Raw genomic sequence first — 18,640 nt, 5'->3', positions numbered from 1 at the left:
GAAGATACGATTTAAAGGAGAGTAATCTATGACTTATCAAGCACTAGCTTTTTTCGATTTGGATGGCACTTTATTAGACCAACATTCCAAAATCACCCCTGAAATTACGGAAGCAATGACCCAATTAAAAGCCAACTGTGTATTACCAATTATCGCTACTGGTCGTACTGAAGCAGAGATTTATCATATTCGTGAAGCAGCTGGAATCACCTCAAATATCATTATGAATGGTGCGTTCATCCGCATTGATGGCGAAGAAGTGTACAATGAAAAAATTGACACGACAATTTCAGAACGTATGCTACACGCAGTAGAACAAAAAAATCATGCGTTATCGTTTTATAATCCGACTGGTTATTGGGCAACTGGTTATAACGATAATATGCACAAAGCTTATAACTTAATTCACAGTGACATGCCGGCCATCGATCCTTTGGGTTACAAAGAAAAAGAGGTCAATATGTTATTGATTCTGTCACAAGATGGCGACGAATATTACCATGAATTATTTCCAGAACTAACATTTTATCGGAATGGCCCTTATTCGATTGATACAGTTAATAAAGGAACATCTAAAGGAAAAGCTGTGAACAGATTGCAACAATTAATGAACTTAGAACATGTACCAACATTTGGTTTTGGTGATGGCAACAATGATTTTGCCCTTTTAGAAGCTTGCGACCATAAAATTGCCATGGGAAATGCGGTAGATGGATTGAAAGATATTGCGAGTTTTGTTACGAAAAAAAATACAGAAGGCGGAATTGTTCACGCCTTGAAACATTTTGATTTAATCTAAAAAAAGACGTCAAATCGTTGATTATCAACAATTTGACGTCTTTTTGCCTAGCCATATGGAGGCGGCGGGAGTCGAACCCGCGTCCAAACATATCGCCACTCAAAAATCTACGTTCATAGTCAGTTCTATTTAAGAGGTTCGCTCGATAAATCGCCGAGTGACAGGCTATTTATGTCGCTAGTCTGATAATCTCTTCTAAATTTTACAGACGGAAAAATTTAGCGTATCCCACTTAGAATAGGACCCTGACCCGAGCACATGGGCGATGCCGGGAGGATCTACGTTAACTGTTTTTAGGCAGCTAAAGCGTAAGAGTTATTGTTTTTAGCAGTTATATTTAACTGTAACGTTTTTACGTAGACGTAACCTACGAAACGCAATTCAAGTTCGAACTATGCCTGTCGAATCCGTAACGCCCCCCTTATATAAGGGGGTATTGCTACCGAATATTAGTATAACATAACTAGCGTTGATTTCAACTAAAATGTTTTGACCAGTCTTGACTAATCAAATTTTGTTACAATTGTCGAAATTTTTTACAAAATGTAACAAAACTCATCTATCTGTAATCATTTTTCATGCTAAGCTTTTTATATAAAAAGGAGGACGAGATTATGGAAGAACTATTCTTTGCACCTTTTGATTGGTTATACGGGATTATCTCAGGTAATGGTAAATAACAAAACGAGACAGGCGCAATTTCTTCCTGTCTCGTTTTTTCTTTATTTCACTTCACCAATAATTGTTTTGGCTGTGTATTGTCCTGGTTTAATAGCAAGTGTTGCCTTTGCACCATTCGTCCAAATAACCATTGTTGTCGTTGGTTTATTTTTCGATTTTAAATACGCTAAATCAACGGTTGCTACTTGGGTATCAAAGTCAACATTCGCTCCTTCTTGAACGGTAATTTCAAAACCGTTCCCCGCTAATTCTACGGTATCAATGCCAATGTGGACTAAAACATCTAACCCTTTTTCATCAACTAACCCAATAGCATATTTTGTTGGAAAAATGCTAGTGACTTTCCCTTTAATCGGTGAATAGACATTCCTTTCAGAAGGTTTCACTGCAAAACCATCGCCCATAGCTTTTGACGAAAATACCGCATCTTCCACTTCGGTAATCAGAATGACTTGACCTGTCATTGGACTCGCTACTTCATTGCGCTTCTTTTTAAATAAATTAAACATAACTTTTCCTTTCTATAATTGACTACCCACTGCGCGACCTTTTTGGGCAATGTCTTTCGCTAATTGACTAGATAACCCAATATGGTTTTTTGGTTTCAACATTGCTAAAAGTTCTTCTTCAGTAAACGTCGCACGAACATCTTCATTTGCCACTAATACATCATGATAGTTTTGCTTTGTTAATTCCGATTCCATTGCAAGTTCATACACTAGTTCATGTGCTTTATCTTTACCGATACGTTGGGCAAAGAACATCATAATGTATTCGCTATTGTCTAAGCCTTGATTAATCTCCGCATTTTGACGTAATCGTTCGCGATGAATGGTCAATGTCCGTGTCAATTCTTCGGCACGAATCAAGATTTCCGTCATTAACTCCCATGCTTCCGTCATCAAACCATCAAATAACATATTTGAGGTACTGTCTGCTTCAAAAGGTCGTGCTGCCGAATAATATCCAACTGACGTTAAACTATACAATTTTTGCGCATTGGCAATAATTCCTTTAGACAGTTTAGGATTGATTTTATGAGGCATCGTGCTACTACCTACCGTTCCTTTACTGAATCCTTCTGATACTTTACCAAATTCTTCAATGGATGTTTGAAATACTTCTTCACCAATTTTGTGTAGGTTATTGGCAAGTAAAGCTAAACAATTAATATACTCAATTTTTGGTGAACTAATATTACGCGAAGGAATCATCATTGCTGGCATATCTAAAATTTCTGCCACACGATTTTGTACGGAAATACCAATTTTACCGGTTGAATTAAAGGCGCCGACTGCCCCACCCATCATCGTGGTAAAGGCACGCTTTTCAATTTCTTGTATGCGTTCAACCGACATTAAAATTTCTGAAATCCACACAGAAACTTTATACCCATATGTGATGGGGATAGCATGTTTGCCATGTGTCCGTCCAGCCATGACAGTCTCTGCTTCCTTTTCTGCCAAGTCTGCTAAATTGAATAAAATATCCTTTAAAAGACAATCCACCGGTTAGTGTCCATGAATATACACTGTTTCAGCATGAGCAGGAAGATTTTGCCCTAAGTATGATTTTAGCAAGTTTAGATAATCATGGAAAAATTATGTATCCCAATGATTCACTGGTGGTCACCTGTCGTACGCAATTACTTACGTATGTAGAAGAACGGGTCTACACCACATTCTATTCAAAAGAGCAATTAGAAAATAATCTCGATCAATATCTTTATAAATGTCTCATCCGCCATTTCTTGAAATATGATTTTTATGACAATAAACTAGATGATGTCAAAAAAGAATTTTCCTTCTTATATCAATTAGTCGAATATTGCTATGATCGCTTTTTATCCGAAAAAATAACATTAGATGAACGTCAAATCAGTACCTTGACCTTGATTTTTCGAGAGCACGTTCTCAAAAATAAAATTGCTAGTCGTAATTTGAAAAAAGTCGTTATCATTACAAATTCAGCAAAAGAAAAAAGTACTTTCTTTTCCCAACAACTCTTGTATTATTTTGATACCAAAATGATTGCGATTTTAAATATTAATGAACTGTATTAGCTAAAATATTTAAAGTTTGATAATTTAATGACTTTTTCCAATCGTATTTCGACGATTTTAAATGAAAATGGCTTTCCTAATATCAAAGTCAATTATTATTTTCATTCAAGCGACATCGATTATTTAACTAAATTGAATTTTTCAAACAATTCTCACCGGAAATTAGTCGCGTCTGATTTCGTCTCAGAAATAAAGGAAATTCCTGCTGAACACCTGAACGGTTATTTAAAAGAAACGTATCCTAATTTTTTTGTCTAAAAAAAAGAACCCTTTGCCATTTGTGACAAAGGGTTCTTTTTATTTAATGCTTAACATTAAAGCAACATATTTTTCTAAAAACTCATGATCAATTTCATCATAACTATGTGTCTGACTACTATCAATATCTAACACACCGATTAATTGTCCGTCTTTAACCATCGGAACAACGATTTCAGACATCGCCGCTGAATCGCAAGAAATATAATTCTCATGTTCTTTTACATTATCTACGATTAACGTGACTTGTTTTTCAGCAGATTCCCCACATACACCTTTCCCTAATTTAATACGTGTACATGAAACGCGTCCTTGAAAAGGTCCTAAAATCAATTCGCCCTCTTCAAATAAATAATACCCTGCAAATACCGTATCTGCGAATGTTTCATTTAATAATGCCGAAGAATTTGATAGACTAGCAATCCAGTTTGTCTCAGCTTCTAACAACCCTTTTTGTTGGGCTAGTAATAATTCATAGGCTTGGCGTTTTTTCTCTTTTTCCAACTTCTTCACTCCTTAGTCATCCAATTGATATTGGAAACGGTAGCCGCGTCCATGAACGGTTCGAATATAATCGAATTTTCTGTTCTGCAACTCAATTTTCCGACGTAAATTTTTTATATGTGTATCGATTGCTCGATGCATTCCCCTTTGGTTGTTCAACAATACTAACAGTTCATCTCGCGAATAAATTCGATTGGGATGTTGCATAAATTGTAACAATAACTGATATTCAGAAGCTGTTAGCAATACTTCTTGTCCTTCCACATAAACTTGTTGTGTTTCTGTTTGTAAAATCAATTCATCTTCATTATAACTCAAAGCATCTGGTAAACGGTAGCGTTCAATCAAACGAAAAATTGCTTTGATGCGTGCAATCCATTCGTTCTTACCCATTGAAAAATCCCAAATAAGATCAATTCCTTCATTTAGCAACTGACAACGTTCCTCTGCGGTTAAGGCATCATCAAAAAAGATATACCAGGTCTTTTCTTTGACATCTTCTGCGAGCGGTCGCCAGTCCAAGCGCTTTGATTGATCTGGAAAGATAAAAATTAAATCTTGGTTTTTTTCAATTTTATTGGAGAGAGAACAGGTCGTGAATGGCAACTCCGTCTTTAACCATTGAACATATGGTTGGTAGTTTTCTGGTTGATGCGATAGCAATTGGATATTCATTATGTCTCACCTCACGTTTATTATACAATGAAGAATATTTTTTCCAAATAACAGATTGTGTCAAATCGTTTAGGATTGTTTCAATTAGATTAAAACATAAGATTTTTTTAACAAATTCTCATTCCCTCACACAAAACTCACATTTTTTCATTATATTGGATAAAGTGAACAATAAAAATGTGCGAGGTTATTTATGATTAAGTTAAAAAAGGTTGCATCAATAACGCTACTAGCGGCGTTATTAGCTAGTCCTGCTCTTGCTGTGGCAGACGAATTTGATGCAAAGATTCAAAAACAAGATCAAAAAATTGAAGCTCTAGAAAACGATCAAAAAAATGCGGAGAAGAAATTAGCGGAAATTCAAACACGTATTGGTCAAATTGAGCAAGAAATAGATGAAGTATTGGCTTCGAAATTAGAAGAAGAAAAACGTTTAAATGAATTAAATGCGGAAATTGCAGATTTAAAAGAAGTGATTGCGCAACGCGATGAGAAGTTAAAAGAACAAGCACGCAACGTTCAAGAAAACCACAATACAGATGGTTTTCTTTCAGCAATTCTCTCTTCTGAATCAATCAATGAAGCATTTAGTCGCGCAATGGCATTAAATACAATTGTCGACGCGAATAACGAAATTCTTCAAGAACAACAAAAAGATAAAGAGCGTTTAGAAGAATTATCCATTGAATCAGAAGAACGTCTACGTGTGATTGAGGAAAAAAGTGCAGAACTACATGAGAAACAACAAGAATTAGTTGAAGCACAATTAGATCAAGAAGTAGCCATTCAAGAAATCCAAGTCTCTGTTGCTACTGAAAAGAAACAAAAAGAAAAATTCGTGAAGCAAAAAGAAGAAGCTGAACGTAAACGTCAAGAACAATTAAAAGCATTAGCTGAACAACGTGCCCGTGAAGAAGCTGCGCGTAAGAAAATTCAAGAAGAAGAAGCTCGTGCAGCTGCCGAAGCACAACGCTTAGCTCAAGAACAAGCTGCAGCGCAACAACAAGCGCAAGCAGAAGCTGCGAAAGAATCGGTTGCCCAAGCACCAACACCACAACCAGCGACACCTTCTTCAACTAAAGTCGATCGTGCAAGCTTAGAAGTTGCTGCTCCTGCTGTAGAAACAAAAGTAGAACGTCAAGAAACACCTGCTGAACCTGTAGCAGAAACAGTGGTAGAAGAAGTCGTGGAAGAAAAAGTCGACACACCAGCGGCATCAACATCAAACTCTTCTGGTTGGGCTTCACCTGTAAGTAGTATTTCTGTTTCAAGTCCATTTGGGATGCGTGCCAATCCAACTGGACCAGGAACTGAATTCCATAATGGGATTGATTTAGTCGGCTCATCAGGTACCCCAATCTATGCAGCAAAATCAGGGACTGTTGTCCAGACTGGTTTTGATCCAAGTGGTGGGAATTATGTGATTATTGACCATGGAGATGGTTATTTCTCTCATTACTTACACTTAAGCAGCATTGGTGTGGCAAATGGTCAAAGTGTTAGCCAAGGTGCAACAGTCGGTGGGATGGGAACAACTGGTAATTCAACGGGTGTTCACTTACACTTTGGAATTGGAACTGGCGTTTGGTCAGGTTTTGTAAATCCAGCACCCTTTATTGGCGCTTAATGATAGGTAGAAAAAAAGAACGAGCGGTTGGGATACTGCTCGTTCTTTTTTATACTTATTTAACAACCATCACATTACAAACCGCATGATTGACAACAAAAGCCGTTGTTGAACCAATTAACGCTTGAGAAATTGCCCCTTTTCCTGTAGAACCCATAATAATTAAATTAATGTCAAATTCTTTTGGAATGTCTACTGCAATTTTACGTTTTGGTGAACCAACATCAATCACCACGTGTACGTCATTGATTCCTGCCGCCTTGACTTCATCTGCTTTTTTCGCCATAAAATCCTCGACAAATGCTTTTTCATCTTGTAATAATTTGGAAAACGCGTATGCACTTGTTGTCAACTCAACATCATTAATAATCCATACAAGATACACCGTTGATTCATTCCGCTTGGCAATTTCGACTGCTTCCTTAAATGCCTTTTCTGATTGAGTAGAACCATCGACCGCAACTAATAATTTCTTATAAGTTTCTAACATTGTAAGCGCCTCCTTTTCCTTTATTATAGCACGCTCATTTCAAACAAGCAAAACACACGTTAACTAACCCTCTCTTTCAACTAGCTGGTAATAGACTTTTGCTGTCAAAACATAGACCAATAAATAGAGTAGGATGAAACCACTAACTACACCGATAGTTGCTTTGACAAATATCGTCACTTGAGTAATTTCAAAAAGAAACAACAGTTTTTTCATCATAGGAAATGCAAACAGCAAGTGACTTAACGCCACTACTACAGGTAAGGAAAAAATCATGGTTACTTGCTGACGAATGGTCTGTTTGACTTCTTGACGACTCATACCAACTTTTTGCATAATGATGAAACGACGACGATCTTCCAAACCTTCCGAAATTTGTTTAAAGTAAATAATTAAAGTCGTTGCTAATAAGAAAACACTACTTAACAATAGACCAATAAAGAAGAAACTGGCATCCGATAAACGGTTGGATTCGACAGCTAAATCTTTGAGTTTCAAACCATATGAATAACTGCGCCGATTGCTGATGGTCTTTTCACGAACCAATGTTGAAAAATTGTCCACAAACTGAAGGCGTTTGTCAGAGTCATCTTCCTTAAAATTGAACGACCAACGATATTCCTTTTCAATGACACGCTGTTGCGTTTTGATTTCCGAGATTGTTTCTTCTAAAACGTGATTAAGTGGTTCTTCATCACTAAATACCAAGACAATAGTAGGTAATGCTGGATTATCTTGGAAAAATGATGCTAACTGATTGGTGACTTTTTTGACTTGAAATGTTTGGCTGTCTTGAAAAGCGATAGTCTTTTCATTACTAGAACGTGCTAATTGGTCAACAATCACTTCATGGTCATTTAACGTATTCGTTGAATGCGTGACACGATTGTACTCATCTAAAGTCATAAATCGGTAATAATTAGCGACAAAAAGTTTCGTGACACCACGAATACTTGAATCTGAATCACTCACCCATTGTAACTTGTTCGCTTCTTTTCCATAAGGTACTTCTTGTCTCGTTTGCACCTGTAACGAATCAGTAATCTCAATTCCCATCTCTTGTGCTAAGGCATAGGTAGCTTCTTGCACTTGCGGCGTTTTGACAGAAGGCGTAAACGTAATATCATACGCATATTCTGCATCTAACTCTGCTTGGCGACCAAAATATAAACTTGCAGTCATCGCAATCGTAATCAAAGACATCGTAGACAAAATACAAATACTCGCTAACCCCGCAGCATGTTGTTTCATACGATACATCATTCCTGAAATAGCAATAAAAGATTGTGGGCGATAGTAAATATTCGGACGCTTTTTCAAAAATTTAAGTAAAGTAATACTACCACCAATAAATAATAGATACGTACCTAAAAGGACAAACAGCACCGCAATAAAAAAGTAAAACATTGCTTGAATCGGTGAGTGAATGGTTAATGCAATCCCATAACCAATACTTAATGAAAGAAGACCAATCATCGTCATTTTCTTGCGTGCTTTCGGTTCTTGTTCCCCTTTTTTATGACTAGTTAATAATTCAATCGGATTCGTTCGATGGATTTGGCGACAATTTAATGCGAATAACAGACTAAAAATAAAAAAGAATTCGAAAAAAATCACAACTATGCTTCCCATAGTTATTTGCGAGGTAAATATTTCACCAATAGCCAACATCTTCATTAAAACAAGTGACGTGAATTTGAATAAGACAAAGCCAGAAAGCAAGCCTGCAACTAAGGATAACAACAACCCGTAGAGCATTTCCCACAAAACAATTTGATACAACTCTCGTTTACCTAAACCCAAGATATGAAATAGTCCCAACTCACGCGTTCGTTGTTTCATCACAAATTGATTGGCGTAAATAGCAAAAATCCACGTAAAAAGGACAATAACTATTTGTCCTAGATAAAAAGCAAAGCGCAATCCACCTCTTTGCGTGAGTGTCTCCATTCCCACGTTGTTTACTAATAAGTAAATCATCGTATTAATCGCCACCATTAAAATCATCGCAATGAAGAAGGGCAAATACACTTGGAGGTTCTTCCGGATATTCTGTCCACTTAATTTTGCAAAAAACATCTTATTCCTCCTTTGCCAATAATGCAGTCATCGTTTCTGCAATCGTTTCGAAAAATTGTTGATTGTCCTTTTCACCTCGATACAATTGATGAAAAACTTGCCCATCTTTAATAAACAGCACACGCTTGGCATGACTTGCTGCTAAGGAGCTATGCGTTACCATTAAAATCGTTTGTCCGTGGTCATTTAAACGTTCAAATACTTGGAGCAATTGTTTCGATGTTTTAGAATCCAAGGCGCCCGTTGGTTCATCGGCTAACAGCAATTCTGGTTGGGTGATTATGGCACGAGCAATGGCCACTCGCTGTTGTTGTCCACCCGATAATTCATAAGGATATTTGTCTACTAAGCTGTCAATTCCTAAAGCCGTTGTCACCGGTATTAACCGTGCTTGCATTTTAGCATACGGTGTCCGTGACAATACTAAAGGCAATAAAATGTTATCTTTGACTGAAAAATTTTCAAGTAAATTAAAATCTTGAAAGACAAATCCCAAATGTTCTCGTCTAAAATTTGCAGCTTCTTTCTCTGGAATTTCGGTTAAATTCATTTGTTCTAATTGAATCAATCCCGTTGTTGGTTTATCTAGCGTTGCAATCAAGTTTAGTAAGGTACTTTTCCCCGAACCAGACTCCCCCATAATCGCTACATATTCTCCTTTTTCAACGGTAAAATTCATTTGACGCAAAGCCTCAACTGGTTGTCCATTCAACCGACTTTGATACGTTTTCTTCACATTTTTAACTGTTAATAAGCGTGTCATCATACTCCCCCTTTTTATTTATCATACCGATATTCGTTGAATTGCACTACTTACAAAAAGAAATCCAAACTTACAGTTCCGTAAGTTTGGATTACTCGTTAAAATTTTGTTCTGTTGGAAAAGTGAGAGTGAGTTGGGTCCCTTGACCCATTTGGGACGTCAACGTGAGCGTCATCCCAATTTTATCAGCCACCATCTGACATAGATACAAACCTAAACCACTTGCCCGTTGCTGTTCTCGACCATTGTACCCCGTGTATCCTTTTTCAAAGACCCGTGGAACATCTTCTGGACGAATACCAATACCTGTATCCGCAATAACTAATTGCTGGTCCCAATAAATAGCAATCTCGCCATTTTCTGTATATTTAATCGCATTAAATAGTAATTGCTCTAGAATAAAGATGAACCACTTTTTATCCGTATACACCGTCACATTTAACCCTTTTAAGACTAACCGTAAATTCTTTTGTGAAAAAAAGATGGCATATTTTTTCAATACTTCCTTCACGACAGGTTCTAATGAAATTTTTTCAATGACTAAATCTTCATGGTTTAAATTTTGACGCAAATAATTCAACATCAACTGTAAATATTCATTGATTTTAAACAATTCATTTTTCATTCGTTGACGATCCACATCAGGGGCTTGTACCAATAAATCTAAGCCAGCAAGTGGCGTTTTTATTTGATGCATCCACAGACCAAAATCTTCTAAAAAGGCTTCTTGTTGCTCTAAAATTTGCTGTTGTTGCATTTCTTTTTCTTGGAGAAGTTGTTGAATGATTTCTTGATACATTTGCTCGCTTTTTTGCGTTGGTCGTGGGAAAAATACCAAGCTATGAGTGGTTAATGGACGTTTTTGAATTTGTTGTAATTGCTTGATTGTTTGACGATAACGATAGCCTTTAATTAACGAGTAAATAACCAAAGCAAAACTTAAAAACCAAAGAACATCCCAAAATAATGCTAAAGAAACATCATACAAATAAACGGTTGCTAACGTTAAACTAGCAAACAAACCATACATCACATACACGTGACTATTCTCTTTTAAATAGCTACCAAGCAGTTTCATGAATCCACCTTCTCAATCATGTACCCACGATTTTTAACCGTCTGAATGATATTTTCAATCCCAATACTCTGTAACTTTTTTCGAAGACGCGTCATATTCACAGCTAAGGTATTATTATCAATAAATTCATCACTATTCCACAATGCTTGAATAATCTCTTCACGGGGCACAATGTCCCCTTGTTTTTGCATTAAAACAGCTAAAATACGCGTTTCCGTCGGCGATAAAGTGACTAACTCTTGCGCAGATTTTAATTGATTTTCTAAAGGATTAAAAGTGACATCTGCCAGTTGATACGTTAAGATTGGTTGTCCGTATTGATAGCTACGGCGAAACAACGCTTGGATTTTTGCAACTAACACACCTAAATCAAATGGTTTTGCAATAAAATCATCTGCCCCCATATTCATCGCCATAATTTGATTCATTTTTTCTTCTGCAGACGACAAAAAAATAATTGGCACTTCTGAAAATTGACGAATTTCTTGGCACCAATAAAAGCCATTGAAATACGGCAAGGAAATATCCATCAACACTAAATCAGGGGTAATTGTCTGAAATTCAGTCAACACCTCTGGAAATTTCTCTGGTGAAACAACACGATACCCCCAATGTTCCAAATGTTTTTTCAAAACAGAAACAATTGTTTCATCATCTTCAATTAAATAAATTGTTTTCTCCATCTCGTCAATCCTTTCATTTTAGTTATAACATAAAAGTTCAAAGTAAGAAATCTAGAATTCAATTGCCAACCATGCTAAAATAAGTAGGACTTTAATAGAAATGAGGAAAAAAAGTGACTGAATATTTAAATGTAGGTAAAATCGTCAACACACACGGCATTCGTGGTGAAGTTCGTGTCATTTCACAAACGGATTTCCCTGAGCAACGTTATCAAAAAGGAGCAAAACTGACCTTATTCCGCAATGGCAAAGCACCTTTAGATTTGACTGTCTCTGGACATCGTAAACACAAAAACTTTGACTTATTGACTTTTGAAGGCTACCCAAATATTAATGATGTGGAACCTTTCCGTGATGGAATTTTAAAAGTTGCCGAAGAATTTTTGACAGACTTAGAAGAAAATGAATATTATTATTACGAAATAATTGGGTTAAACGTCATTGATGAACAAGGAAAAACATTGGGTAAAATCAAAGAAATTTTATCTCCTGGTGCCAACGATGTTTGGGTTGTTCAACGCAAAGGACAAAAAGATGCTTTAATCCCTTATATTGAATCGGTGGTCAAAGATATTGACCTAGATGCGAATGAAGTACATGTCGAAATTCCAGAAGGGTTGTTAGATGATGAGGATTGATGTCTTAACCCTTTTCCCACGTATGTTTGAAGGTCCTATGGGTGAATCAATTATTGGTAAAGCACGTGAAAAAGGATTACTTGAAATGAATGTCTCCAACTTCCGTGATTTCTCCGATAACAAACACCAAACTGTGGATGACTACCCTTATGGTGGTGGTGCTGGCATGTTGTTAAAAGTACAACCAATTTATGACAACATAAAAGCAATTGAACAAGAAACGCCAACGACCAAAAAACGCGTGATTTTGCTTGATCCAGCAGGTAAACCCTTCAATCAAGCAATGGCAGAAGAATTTTCACAAGAAGAACATCTCGTGTTTATTTGTGGCCATTATGAAGGATATGACGAGCGTATTCGTTCCCTAGTTACGGATGAAGTTTCTTTAGGTGATTATGTGTTAACTGGAGGCGAATTAGGTGCGATGGTGATGATCGATGCGACTGTCCGTTTGTTACCAGATGTTTTAGGGAATACTATTTCTGCCCAAACAGATTCACATTCAACTGGTTTATTGGAACATCCCCAATACACACGCCCGGCTTCATTTAACGACATGGACGTTCCTGCTGTTTTAATGAATGGCAATCATAAGTTAATTGAAGAATGGCAATTAAAAGAATCTTTACGTCGTACTTATTTACGTCGTCCCGATATGTTAGAAACATTTGCCTTAACCGATCAAATGAAAAAAATGCTTAAAGAGATTGAAGCAGAAGAAAAATAGCCTAAAAAGCAGTAGACAACCAGAAAGATTGGTTGTCTACTGCTTATCTTTTTTCAATGGAACAAGTACATATCCATCGAGCTAACAACATAGTTCCCCGTCGCAAAGTGCAGTTAACTCCTACTTTGAAATAAATCAAAGCAGGACAGATGCCTAGCCGAAGACCACTTTTTATCCGTGGGCAAAAAAAATAACTAGCGACTTACGCTAGCTATCTTATACACGTTTTTGTAACAATAAAATTGATCCTAACACACAAGCAAACCCGATAAATTCAATCCATGAAAAGGCTAAATGGAATAAAAATACGGAAAGAATCGTTGCTAAAATAGGCTCAAATGCTGTTAAAATACTGGCTAAAGCTGACGAGATAAATTTCAAACTTGATAAATAAATTAAATACGCTATTGCCGTACCGAAAACTACTACAATGACTAACTGGCTAAACGATGCTGTATTGATAAGACCATCTATTCGCCACACTGGATGATATAGATTTGCAACGATACTTCCTAGAATCATTCCCCAACCAACAATCGTAAAACTTCCATACTTGCGTAATAGATTTCTTGGTTGAATGGAATAAAAAGCTAAAGCAATTGCCGAACCAATCCCCCAACACAATGAATCGATGGAAGCAAATAAATTGATTCCTTCGCCGTGAGAAGCAATCAAAGTGACACCAAATAAAGTAATCCCCATTAAAAACATCGTGATTAGTGATGGCCATCGTTTTCCACGCAATGATTCATACAACACGACAAAAAAGGGGCCTGTATATTGAATAATCGTCGCAAAAGAAGCATTACTTAATTCAATCGTTTTAAAATACGTAAACTGCACGAGAAACATCCCCAACACTGAAAAAGCAAGTAACGCTACTAAATCTCTCTGATTCATAAAAGGTTGAAAGATTTGTTTCTGGTTTCTAAAAAAAGCAATTAGTAATAAAACAATTCCAGCAATCAATAATCGTGTCGATACTAACCAACTTGCTGAAAAATGAAATTGATTGAATAATATTTGTCCTGAAACGCCTGAGATTGCCCATAAACTAGCCGCACCGCAAGCTGCTAAAATTCCTTTCGTTTTGATAATCATTCTCCTCTTTCTTTCTCTTTCATATTGTATTATTATAATTGCCATACCAATGTAAATCTTTCAATATTCTGGCTATTTTTATCATTATTCTGTAAGGAGTATCTGCATGTATTTTGAAATTACGGACAGTCAAAAAGAAGTGACCAAACATGTCACCGATAATTTACCACTAGCAATCTATCATCGTATTTTAAATAAACAACAACAAGATCGCCTCATGCCTCATTGGCACCAAGAGTTTCAATTTGTCTGGATTCTTGAAGGTACCTTAAGTTATTCGATTGAAACGAGTACGATTACGCTCTCTGCTTCATCAGGCATTTTAATTAATAGTTCCAAATTACATAGTGCCAAACCAATCAGTGATAACGTCGAATATATTTGTATTGATTTCTCACCTTTTTTCATCAATACATCCTTTTACCAAAACGTGATATCAGCGATTCAACAAGATCCCATGTTTCATTTTATTCCCATTCAATTAACGACACAGCAAGAATCTATAGTAAGAGAAACTGTTTTTTCAAAAATAAATTATCTGACGCTATACGAATTATTATTAAGTATGTTGTCTCAAGTCCAAACAGAAGCCGGGACTTTCAAAAAAAGCCAGTCCGACATTTATCACTTACTAGATTTTGTGCATACCCATTATCAACAACCGCTCTCTGTTGACGATATTGCGCAATCGATTCCCATTAATAAAAATAAATGTACCACCTTATTTAAGCAATACACAAAATTGTCACCCATCAACTACCTAATTGACTTTCGGTTAAATAAAGCAAAAGAATTATTACAAACTACCAATCATTCCATTTCAGAAATTTGTTACTTTGTTGGTTTTAACAATATTAGCTATTTCATTACAAAATTCAAACAAAAATACAACTGTACACCATTAAAATTTCGAAAACACTTTCGCTCTTAAACTACTTCTAAACATTCGAAGTAGTTTTTTTGTGTTTGCTATTTACAAACCTTCATTTAATTAATATTCTTAATTAAATATTTTTATTATATTAAGGATGGAGAAAAATGACAGAGAAAGTAGTATTCATCGATCATTCTTCTATTGCAGGAAGTGTGGTTAAAATTTTGGCACGAAATATTTTATTGCTGACAAATGACGCAATTGATGTGATCGTTATTAAGTTAGAAGATATTGACAAGTATGTTTTTACCAAAGAAAAAATGGTGCTTGTGGACCCAGTGATTTCTTTAAATCACCCTCTCTTACGACGGATTCCGAAACGCATAAAACAGATGAATTTCACCATTGGATCGTATGTTAGTTTAAATGCAGAAGCTGTACTCGAACAAATTGAAACAAATACTCAGACAAAACGAAGACAATAAGTAAAACGAACAATTACAAAGCCGTTTCGCTTTGATAATTGTTCGTTTTTATCATGATATTTTATAAACAGCAACGGCTCTTCGATTGATAGGAATCGTTAATTTATTGTTGGTAATGACTATTGTTTCAGGATTCTCTGCATTCAAATATCCACCAAATCGTTGCCAATCAGAATGCAACACCACTTCCGCAGTTGAGGCCTTCTCAATTTGTAGCGTAACTGTGTGCTGCGCAACAGGATGGAAGTTATAAACAAAGACATATGCCCCTTTTTGATAAGCAAGTAACTTATGGTCTTCATGATGGAATAATAATTGCGATGGAGTTGCTAATAAATTATTTTCTTTCACTAATTGAATCATCGCATGGTCAAAACTTTGTAAAAAACGATATCTCAAATTGGTATCTTCGGCTAAATCCCAACGTCTTCTCGCTTTTGAATAGCTCCAATCATTATCAGGATTTGGAAAATCAATCCATTCCGGATGACCAAATTCATTTCCCATAAAGTTTAAATACCCTTCCCCTGCACAGGTACAAGTAATCAAACGAATCATTTTATGCAGAGCAATTGCCCGATCAATAATATCACTTTGTGAGAAGACATCCATTTTCCAATACATTTCTTGGTCTGCCAACCGGAACATAATCGTTTTATCACCAACTAACGCTTGGTCATGCGATTCACAGTACCCAACCACTTTTTCTTGCGGACGTCTTTGTGTTAATTCATACCAAATGGAACCTAAATTCCAATCGTAATCCGACATATTTTTCAATGTCTTAATCCAAAAATCAGGTACACCCATTCCCAAACGATAATCAAAGCCTATACCACCAATTTCGATGGGTAAACACATTCCTGGCATTCCACTCATATCTTCTGCAATCAAAATACAATCTGGGTCTACTTCTTTTGCGATTTCTGCAGCTAATTGTAAATAGGTTACTGCTTCGGTATCAGTGTTCGTAGAAAAATATTTGTCGTAATTGTCAAAAGCAACACCTAATCCGTGATGGTGATACAACATAGATGTCACCGCATCAAAACGGAATCCATCAAAATGATATTCTTCCAACCAATATTTCACATTCGATAACAGAAAATGGATAACTTCTGTTTTACCATAGTTAAATAGTTTTGATCCCCATTCCGGATGCGTTCCTCTTTTTCCTGAGTAGAAATATTGTATTTCTGTTCCATCAAATTCGGCTAAACCTTCCACTACATTCGTTGCAGCATGCGAATGAACAATGTCCAATAAAACACTAATCCCCATCTGATGTGCAGTATCAATCAATAATTTCAATTCTTCTGGTGTCCCGAATTTAGAAGAAACAGCAAAAAAATTGGATACTTGGTAACCAAAGGAACCATAATATGGATGTTCTGCAATCGCCATTAATTGAATCGTATTATAACCTAATTTTTTCACACGAGGTAAAACGATTTCAATATAATCTTGAAAAGTAGAAATTCCTTCTTTGATCCCTGCCATCCCCACATGACTTTCATAAATCAAGACTGGTTCATCTTGGTTACGTTTAAAATCTTGGTCAGTCCATACAAAAGCTGTCTCAGGAGCCCACACTTCCCCATCAAAATCAACGGTTTCTTTCTTTTGAACAACTCGCTTACAATATGTTGGAATCCGCTCAAATGTATCTTTTTCAGTAGTAATTTCAATACGAACCTTAGATCCATGAACCAATTTGTCTTTTTTTGTCAATTTAATTTCCCAAACACCATCACCAATCGATTGTAAAAAATGGCTGGTGCGATTCCATTGATTAAAATCACCAATTAACGCAATCTTTTTTGCATTGGGCGCCCATTCACGATAAACCCATCCATCCTTTTGCTTGTGAAAACCAAAATAATGATGACCATTCGCAAAGTTAGACAATTTTTTCTCTTTTGTTAGTAATCTTTTTTTCGTATCTACATAATTTTTATTTCTTAAACGAATATCTGAAACATATGGTTTTAAAAACGGATCAATCTCTAAAATTTTTTCATTCATCACATTGCTTCCTCCCGTTTATTTCAATATTTGAAAAGAAGAGACTGTTTTATTTTAAACCACTAGCGAATGCGCCTCTCCAATCATTTAATCTGTTTGAGCAAAACAGTTTCTCCTTCTATTTCCTCACCAGTACGATTAAATTTATCATACCATATTTCAAGGAATTATAAATAAAGGATTTATTTATAAATACAAGCAAAAACGAGTAGATAAAGGTGCAATTTCTCCCTTTTACCCACTCGTTTTTCATTAACCTAAGAAACCAAATGCTTTTCCAGCAATCCCTACTGCAAAGATAACTAAGATAATTAGTAATGGACTCACATTTTTCTTCAATAACCATGCAACAAATAATGTTAATACTAATGCTAACATTCCAGGCATGATACTATCTAGAACATTTTGAACAGTTTGTGTAACCACTTCGCCATCATCGTTAGTAATTCTAGTTGCAACAATCGGAATATTGATTGTAGTCCACTTACTAACTAAAGCGCCCATTACAAATAATCCGACAATCGATGCACCTTCTGTTAATTTTTTAACTGTTCCGCCAGCCATTTCCTTAATAATCTCATTTCCTTTTTCGTAACCTAATGTTAATCCATAGTATTTTGTTACCAAACGGATAGCATTAATTAAAAGAAAGAATAATAATGGCCCACTTACACTACCTGCCATCGCTAACGAAGCGCCTAAAGCAGCCAGTACTGGACGAGCTGTCCCCCAAAAAATAGGATCCCCTACACCTGCTAAAGGTCCCATCAACCCAATCTTCATTGCGGCAATTGAACTACCAGGCATTTCACCTTTATTCGCTTTTTCTTCTTCCATCGCACTGACTACACCAAAGATAGGTGCGGTTAACCAAGGTTGTGTATTGAACCACTCTAAATGACGTTGCAGAGCTTCATTACGTTCTTGTCCGGGTGCATATAATCGCTTAATTGCAGGAATCATTACAAAGCAAAACCCCATGTTTTGCACACGTTCAAAATTAAACGATCCTAGCAAGAAATTTGATCTCCAAAACATACTATTTAAATCTTTTTTTGTTAATTTCTTTTCTGTATTTTCCATACTTCTTA

Annotated in this window: 19 protein-coding genes and 1 other RNA gene; 7 read left to right on the top strand and 13 right to left on the bottom strand. The window is 36.1% G+C overall.

The window, feature by feature from the left end; translation table 11 throughout:
• The first annotated feature begins 28 nt into the window (after positions 1-28).
• On the top strand, positions 29-799 hold the full coding sequence (locus tag PYW32_RS04200; protein WP_016175571.1) for a Cof-type HAD-IIB family hydrolase: 771 nt from the start codon (positions 29-31) through the stop codon (positions 797-799).
• 53 nt (positions 800-852) lie between these two features.
• Here the strand turns inward: PYW32_RS04200 and ssrA are convergent.
• The 3 genes from ssrA to PYW32_RS04185 form a co-directional block, all read right to left on the bottom strand.
• Positions 853-1,219, bottom strand: a transfer-messenger RNA (tmRNA) gene (gene ssrA, locus PYW32_RS04195).
• Positions 1,220-1,521: 302 nt separating this feature from the next.
• The gene (locus PYW32_RS04190) at positions 1,522-1,989 is read right to left on the bottom strand and encodes a PTS sugar transporter subunit IIA (RefSeq protein ID WP_016175572.1); all 468 of its coding nucleotides are present in this window, start codon (positions 1,987-1,989) and stop codon (positions 1,522-1,524) included.
• A 12-nt stretch (positions 1,990-2,001) separates the two neighbouring features.
• Positions 2,002-2,988, bottom strand: a complete 987-nt coding sequence (locus PYW32_RS04185) for a lyase family protein (protein WP_016175573.1) — start codon at positions 2,986-2,988, stop codon at positions 2,002-2,004.
• Positions 2,989-3,047: 59 nt separating this feature from the next.
• Between PYW32_RS04185 and PYW32_RS04180 the strand changes: the two genes are divergently transcribed.
• Positions 3,048-3,542: a hypothetical protein gene (locus PYW32_RS04180; RefSeq protein WP_016175574.1), complete on the top strand. Its 495-nt coding sequence runs from the start codon at positions 3,048-3,050 to the stop codon at positions 3,540-3,542.
• A 297-nt stretch (positions 3,543-3,839) separates the two neighbouring features.
• On the opposite strand, the gene PYW32_RS04175 is transcribed toward PYW32_RS04180, so the two are convergent.
• Complete coding sequence (locus PYW32_RS04175; RefSeq protein ID WP_016175575.1) at positions 3,840-4,304, bottom strand: GAF domain-containing protein; 465 nt, start codon at positions 4,302-4,304, stop codon at positions 3,840-3,842.
• A 12-nt stretch (positions 4,305-4,316) separates the two neighbouring features.
• Positions 4,317-4,979 (bottom strand): winged helix-turn-helix domain-containing protein, encoded by a 663-nt coding sequence (locus PYW32_RS04170; protein ID WP_016175576.1) that lies wholly within the window; start codon positions 4,977-4,979, stop codon positions 4,317-4,319.
• A gap of 193 nt (positions 4,980-5,172) precedes the next feature.
• Here PYW32_RS04170 and PYW32_RS04165 point away from each other — a divergent pair, with 193 nt between their 5' ends.
• Positions 5,173-6,606, top strand: coding sequence for a M23 family metallopeptidase (locus PYW32_RS04165; protein WP_016175577.1), 1,434 nt, complete (start codon positions 5,173-5,175; stop codon positions 6,604-6,606).
• Between the two features lie 55 nt (positions 6,607-6,661).
• Here PYW32_RS04165 and PYW32_RS04160 read toward each other — a convergent pair whose 3' ends face one another.
• The 5 genes from PYW32_RS04160 to PYW32_RS04140 form a co-directional block, all read right to left on the bottom strand.
• The gene (locus tag PYW32_RS04160; RefSeq protein WP_016175578.1) at positions 6,662-7,096 is read right to left on the bottom strand and encodes a universal stress protein; all 435 of its coding nucleotides are present in this window, start codon (positions 7,094-7,096) and stop codon (positions 6,662-6,664) included.
• Positions 7,097-7,159: 63 nt separating this feature from the next.
• Positions 7,160-9,175, bottom strand: coding sequence for an FtsX-like permease family protein (locus PYW32_RS04155; protein WP_016175579.1), 2,016 nt, complete (start codon positions 9,173-9,175; stop codon positions 7,160-7,162).
• A gap of 1 nt (position 9,176) precedes the next feature.
• On the bottom strand, positions 9,177-9,938 hold the full coding sequence (locus PYW32_RS04150) for an ABC transporter ATP-binding protein (RefSeq protein WP_016175580.1): 762 nt from the start codon (positions 9,936-9,938) through the stop codon (positions 9,177-9,179).
• A gap of 91 nt (positions 9,939-10,029) precedes the next feature.
• On the bottom strand, positions 10,030-11,016 hold the full coding sequence (locus PYW32_RS04145) for a sensor histidine kinase (RefSeq protein ID WP_016175581.1): 987 nt from the start codon (positions 11,014-11,016) through the stop codon (positions 10,030-10,032).
• Complete coding sequence (locus PYW32_RS04140; RefSeq protein WP_016175582.1) at positions 11,013-11,699, bottom strand: response regulator transcription factor; 687 nt, start codon at positions 11,697-11,699, stop codon at positions 11,013-11,015. The genes PYW32_RS04145 and PYW32_RS04140 overlap by 4 nt, the downstream gene beginning before the upstream one ends.
• 113 nt (positions 11,700-11,812) lie before the next feature.
• On the opposite strand from PYW32_RS04140, the gene rimM reads away from it, so the two are divergent.
• Positions 11,813-12,337, top strand: coding sequence for a ribosome maturation factor RimM (gene rimM / locus PYW32_RS04135; RefSeq protein ID WP_016175583.1), 525 nt, complete (start codon positions 11,813-11,815; stop codon positions 12,335-12,337).
• Positions 12,327-13,064 (top strand): tRNA (guanosine(37)-N1)-methyltransferase TrmD, encoded by a 738-nt coding sequence (gene trmD, locus PYW32_RS04130; protein WP_102035478.1) that lies wholly within the window; start codon positions 12,327-12,329, stop codon positions 13,062-13,064. Before rimM ends, trmD begins: the two co-directional genes overlap by 11 nt.
• Positions 13,065-13,280: 216 nt before the next feature.
• On the opposite strand, the gene PYW32_RS04125 is transcribed toward trmD, so the two are convergent.
• On the bottom strand, positions 13,281-14,165 hold the full coding sequence (locus PYW32_RS04125; protein WP_016175585.1) for a DMT family transporter: 885 nt from the start codon (positions 14,163-14,165) through the stop codon (positions 13,281-13,283).
• A 106-nt stretch (positions 14,166-14,271) separates the two neighbouring features.
• On the opposite strand from PYW32_RS04125, the gene PYW32_RS04120 reads away from it, so the two are divergent.
• Both PYW32_RS04120 and PYW32_RS04115 read left to right on the top strand, forming a co-directional pair.
• On the top strand, positions 14,272-15,096 hold the full coding sequence (locus tag PYW32_RS04120) for a helix-turn-helix transcriptional regulator (protein WP_016175586.1): 825 nt from the start codon (positions 14,272-14,274) through the stop codon (positions 15,094-15,096).
• 107 nt (positions 15,097-15,203) lie between these two features.
• Positions 15,204-15,524 (top strand): hypothetical protein, encoded by a 321-nt coding sequence (locus PYW32_RS04115; RefSeq protein WP_016175587.1) that lies wholly within the window; start codon positions 15,204-15,206, stop codon positions 15,522-15,524.
• A 51-nt stretch (positions 15,525-15,575) separates the two neighbouring features.
• Here PYW32_RS04115 and PYW32_RS04110 read toward each other — a convergent pair whose 3' ends face one another.
• Together PYW32_RS04110 and PYW32_RS04105 are read right to left on the bottom strand one after the other, a co-directional pair.
• On the bottom strand, positions 15,576-17,549 hold the full coding sequence (locus tag PYW32_RS04110; protein WP_016175588.1) for an alpha-amylase family glycosyl hydrolase: 1,974 nt from the start codon (positions 17,547-17,549) through the stop codon (positions 15,576-15,578).
• A 252-nt stretch (positions 17,550-17,801) separates the two neighbouring features.
• The gene (locus PYW32_RS04105; protein ID WP_016175589.1) at positions 17,802-18,632 is read right to left on the bottom strand and encodes a PTS system mannose/fructose/sorbose family transporter subunit IID; all 831 of its coding nucleotides are present in this window, start codon (positions 18,630-18,632) and stop codon (positions 17,802-17,804) included.
• Positions 18,633-18,640 lie beyond the last annotated feature (8 nt).

Origin of the sequence: Enterococcus saccharolyticus subsp. saccharolyticus (assembly GCF_029023825.1) — a bacterium.
GTDB classification, from domain to species: Bacteria; Bacillota; Bacilli; order Lactobacillales; family Enterococcaceae; genus Enterococcus_F; species Enterococcus_F saccharolyticus.
Note: the sequence above shows the minus strand (reverse complement) of the source record. Positions and strands in the feature narration are given on the sequence as shown.

What these genes read in the sequence shown, in the direction of transcription:
- PYW32_RS04170 (WP_016175576.1), bottom strand. Translation starts at nt 4,979, where the DNA reads ATGAATATCCAATTGCTATCGCATCAACCAGAAAACTACCAACCATAT.
- PYW32_RS04200 (WP_016175571.1), top strand. Translation starts at nt 29, where the DNA reads ATGACTTATCAAGCACTAGCTTTTTTCGATTTGGATGGCACTTTATTA.
- PYW32_RS04180 (WP_016175574.1), top strand. Translation starts at nt 3,048, where the DNA reads ATGATTTTAGCAAGTTTAGATAATCATGGAAAAATTATGTATCCCAAT.
- PYW32_RS04120 (WP_016175586.1), top strand. Translation starts at nt 14,272, where the DNA reads ATGTATTTTGAAATTACGGACAGTCAAAAAGAAGTGACCAAACATGTC.
- PYW32_RS04125 (WP_016175585.1), bottom strand. Translation starts at nt 14,165, where the DNA reads ATGATTATCAAAACGAAAGGAATTTTAGCAGCTTGCGGTGCGGCTAGT.
- PYW32_RS04115 (WP_016175587.1), top strand. Translation starts at nt 15,204, where the DNA reads ATGACAGAGAAAGTAGTATTCATCGATCATTCTTCTATTGCAGGAAGT.
- PYW32_RS04105 (WP_016175589.1), bottom strand. Translation starts at nt 18,632, where the DNA reads ATGGAAAATACAGAAAAGAAATTAACAAAAAAAGATTTAAATAGTATG.
- PYW32_RS04110 (WP_016175588.1), bottom strand. Translation starts at nt 17,549, where the DNA reads ATGAATGAAAAAATTTTAGAGATTGATCCGTTTTTAAAACCATATGTT.
- PYW32_RS04190 (WP_016175572.1), bottom strand. Translation starts at nt 1,989, where the DNA reads ATGTTTAATTTATTTAAAAAGAAGCGCAATGAAGTAGCGAGTCCAATG.
- PYW32_RS04155 (WP_016175579.1), bottom strand. Translation starts at nt 9,175, where the DNA reads ATGTTTTTTGCAAAATTAAGTGGACAGAATATCCGGAAGAACCTCCAA.
- PYW32_RS04160 (WP_016175578.1), bottom strand. Translation starts at nt 7,096, where the DNA reads ATGTTAGAAACTTATAAGAAATTATTAGTTGCGGTCGATGGTTCTACT.
- PYW32_RS04165 (WP_016175577.1), top strand. Translation starts at nt 5,173, where the DNA reads ATGATTAAGTTAAAAAAGGTTGCATCAATAACGCTACTAGCGGCGTTA.
- PYW32_RS04145 (WP_016175581.1), bottom strand. Translation starts at nt 11,016, where the DNA reads ATGAAACTGCTTGGTAGCTATTTAAAAGAGAATAGTCACGTGTATGTG.
- trmD (WP_102035478.1), top strand. Translation starts at nt 12,327, where the DNA reads ATGAGGATTGATGTCTTAACCCTTTTCCCACGTATGTTTGAAGGTCCT.
- PYW32_RS04140 (WP_016175582.1), bottom strand. Translation starts at nt 11,699, where the DNA reads ATGGAGAAAACAATTTATTTAATTGAAGATGATGAAACAATTGTTTCT.
- PYW32_RS04150 (WP_016175580.1), bottom strand. Translation starts at nt 9,938, where the DNA reads ATGACACGCTTATTAACAGTTAAAAATGTGAAGAAAACGTATCAAAGT.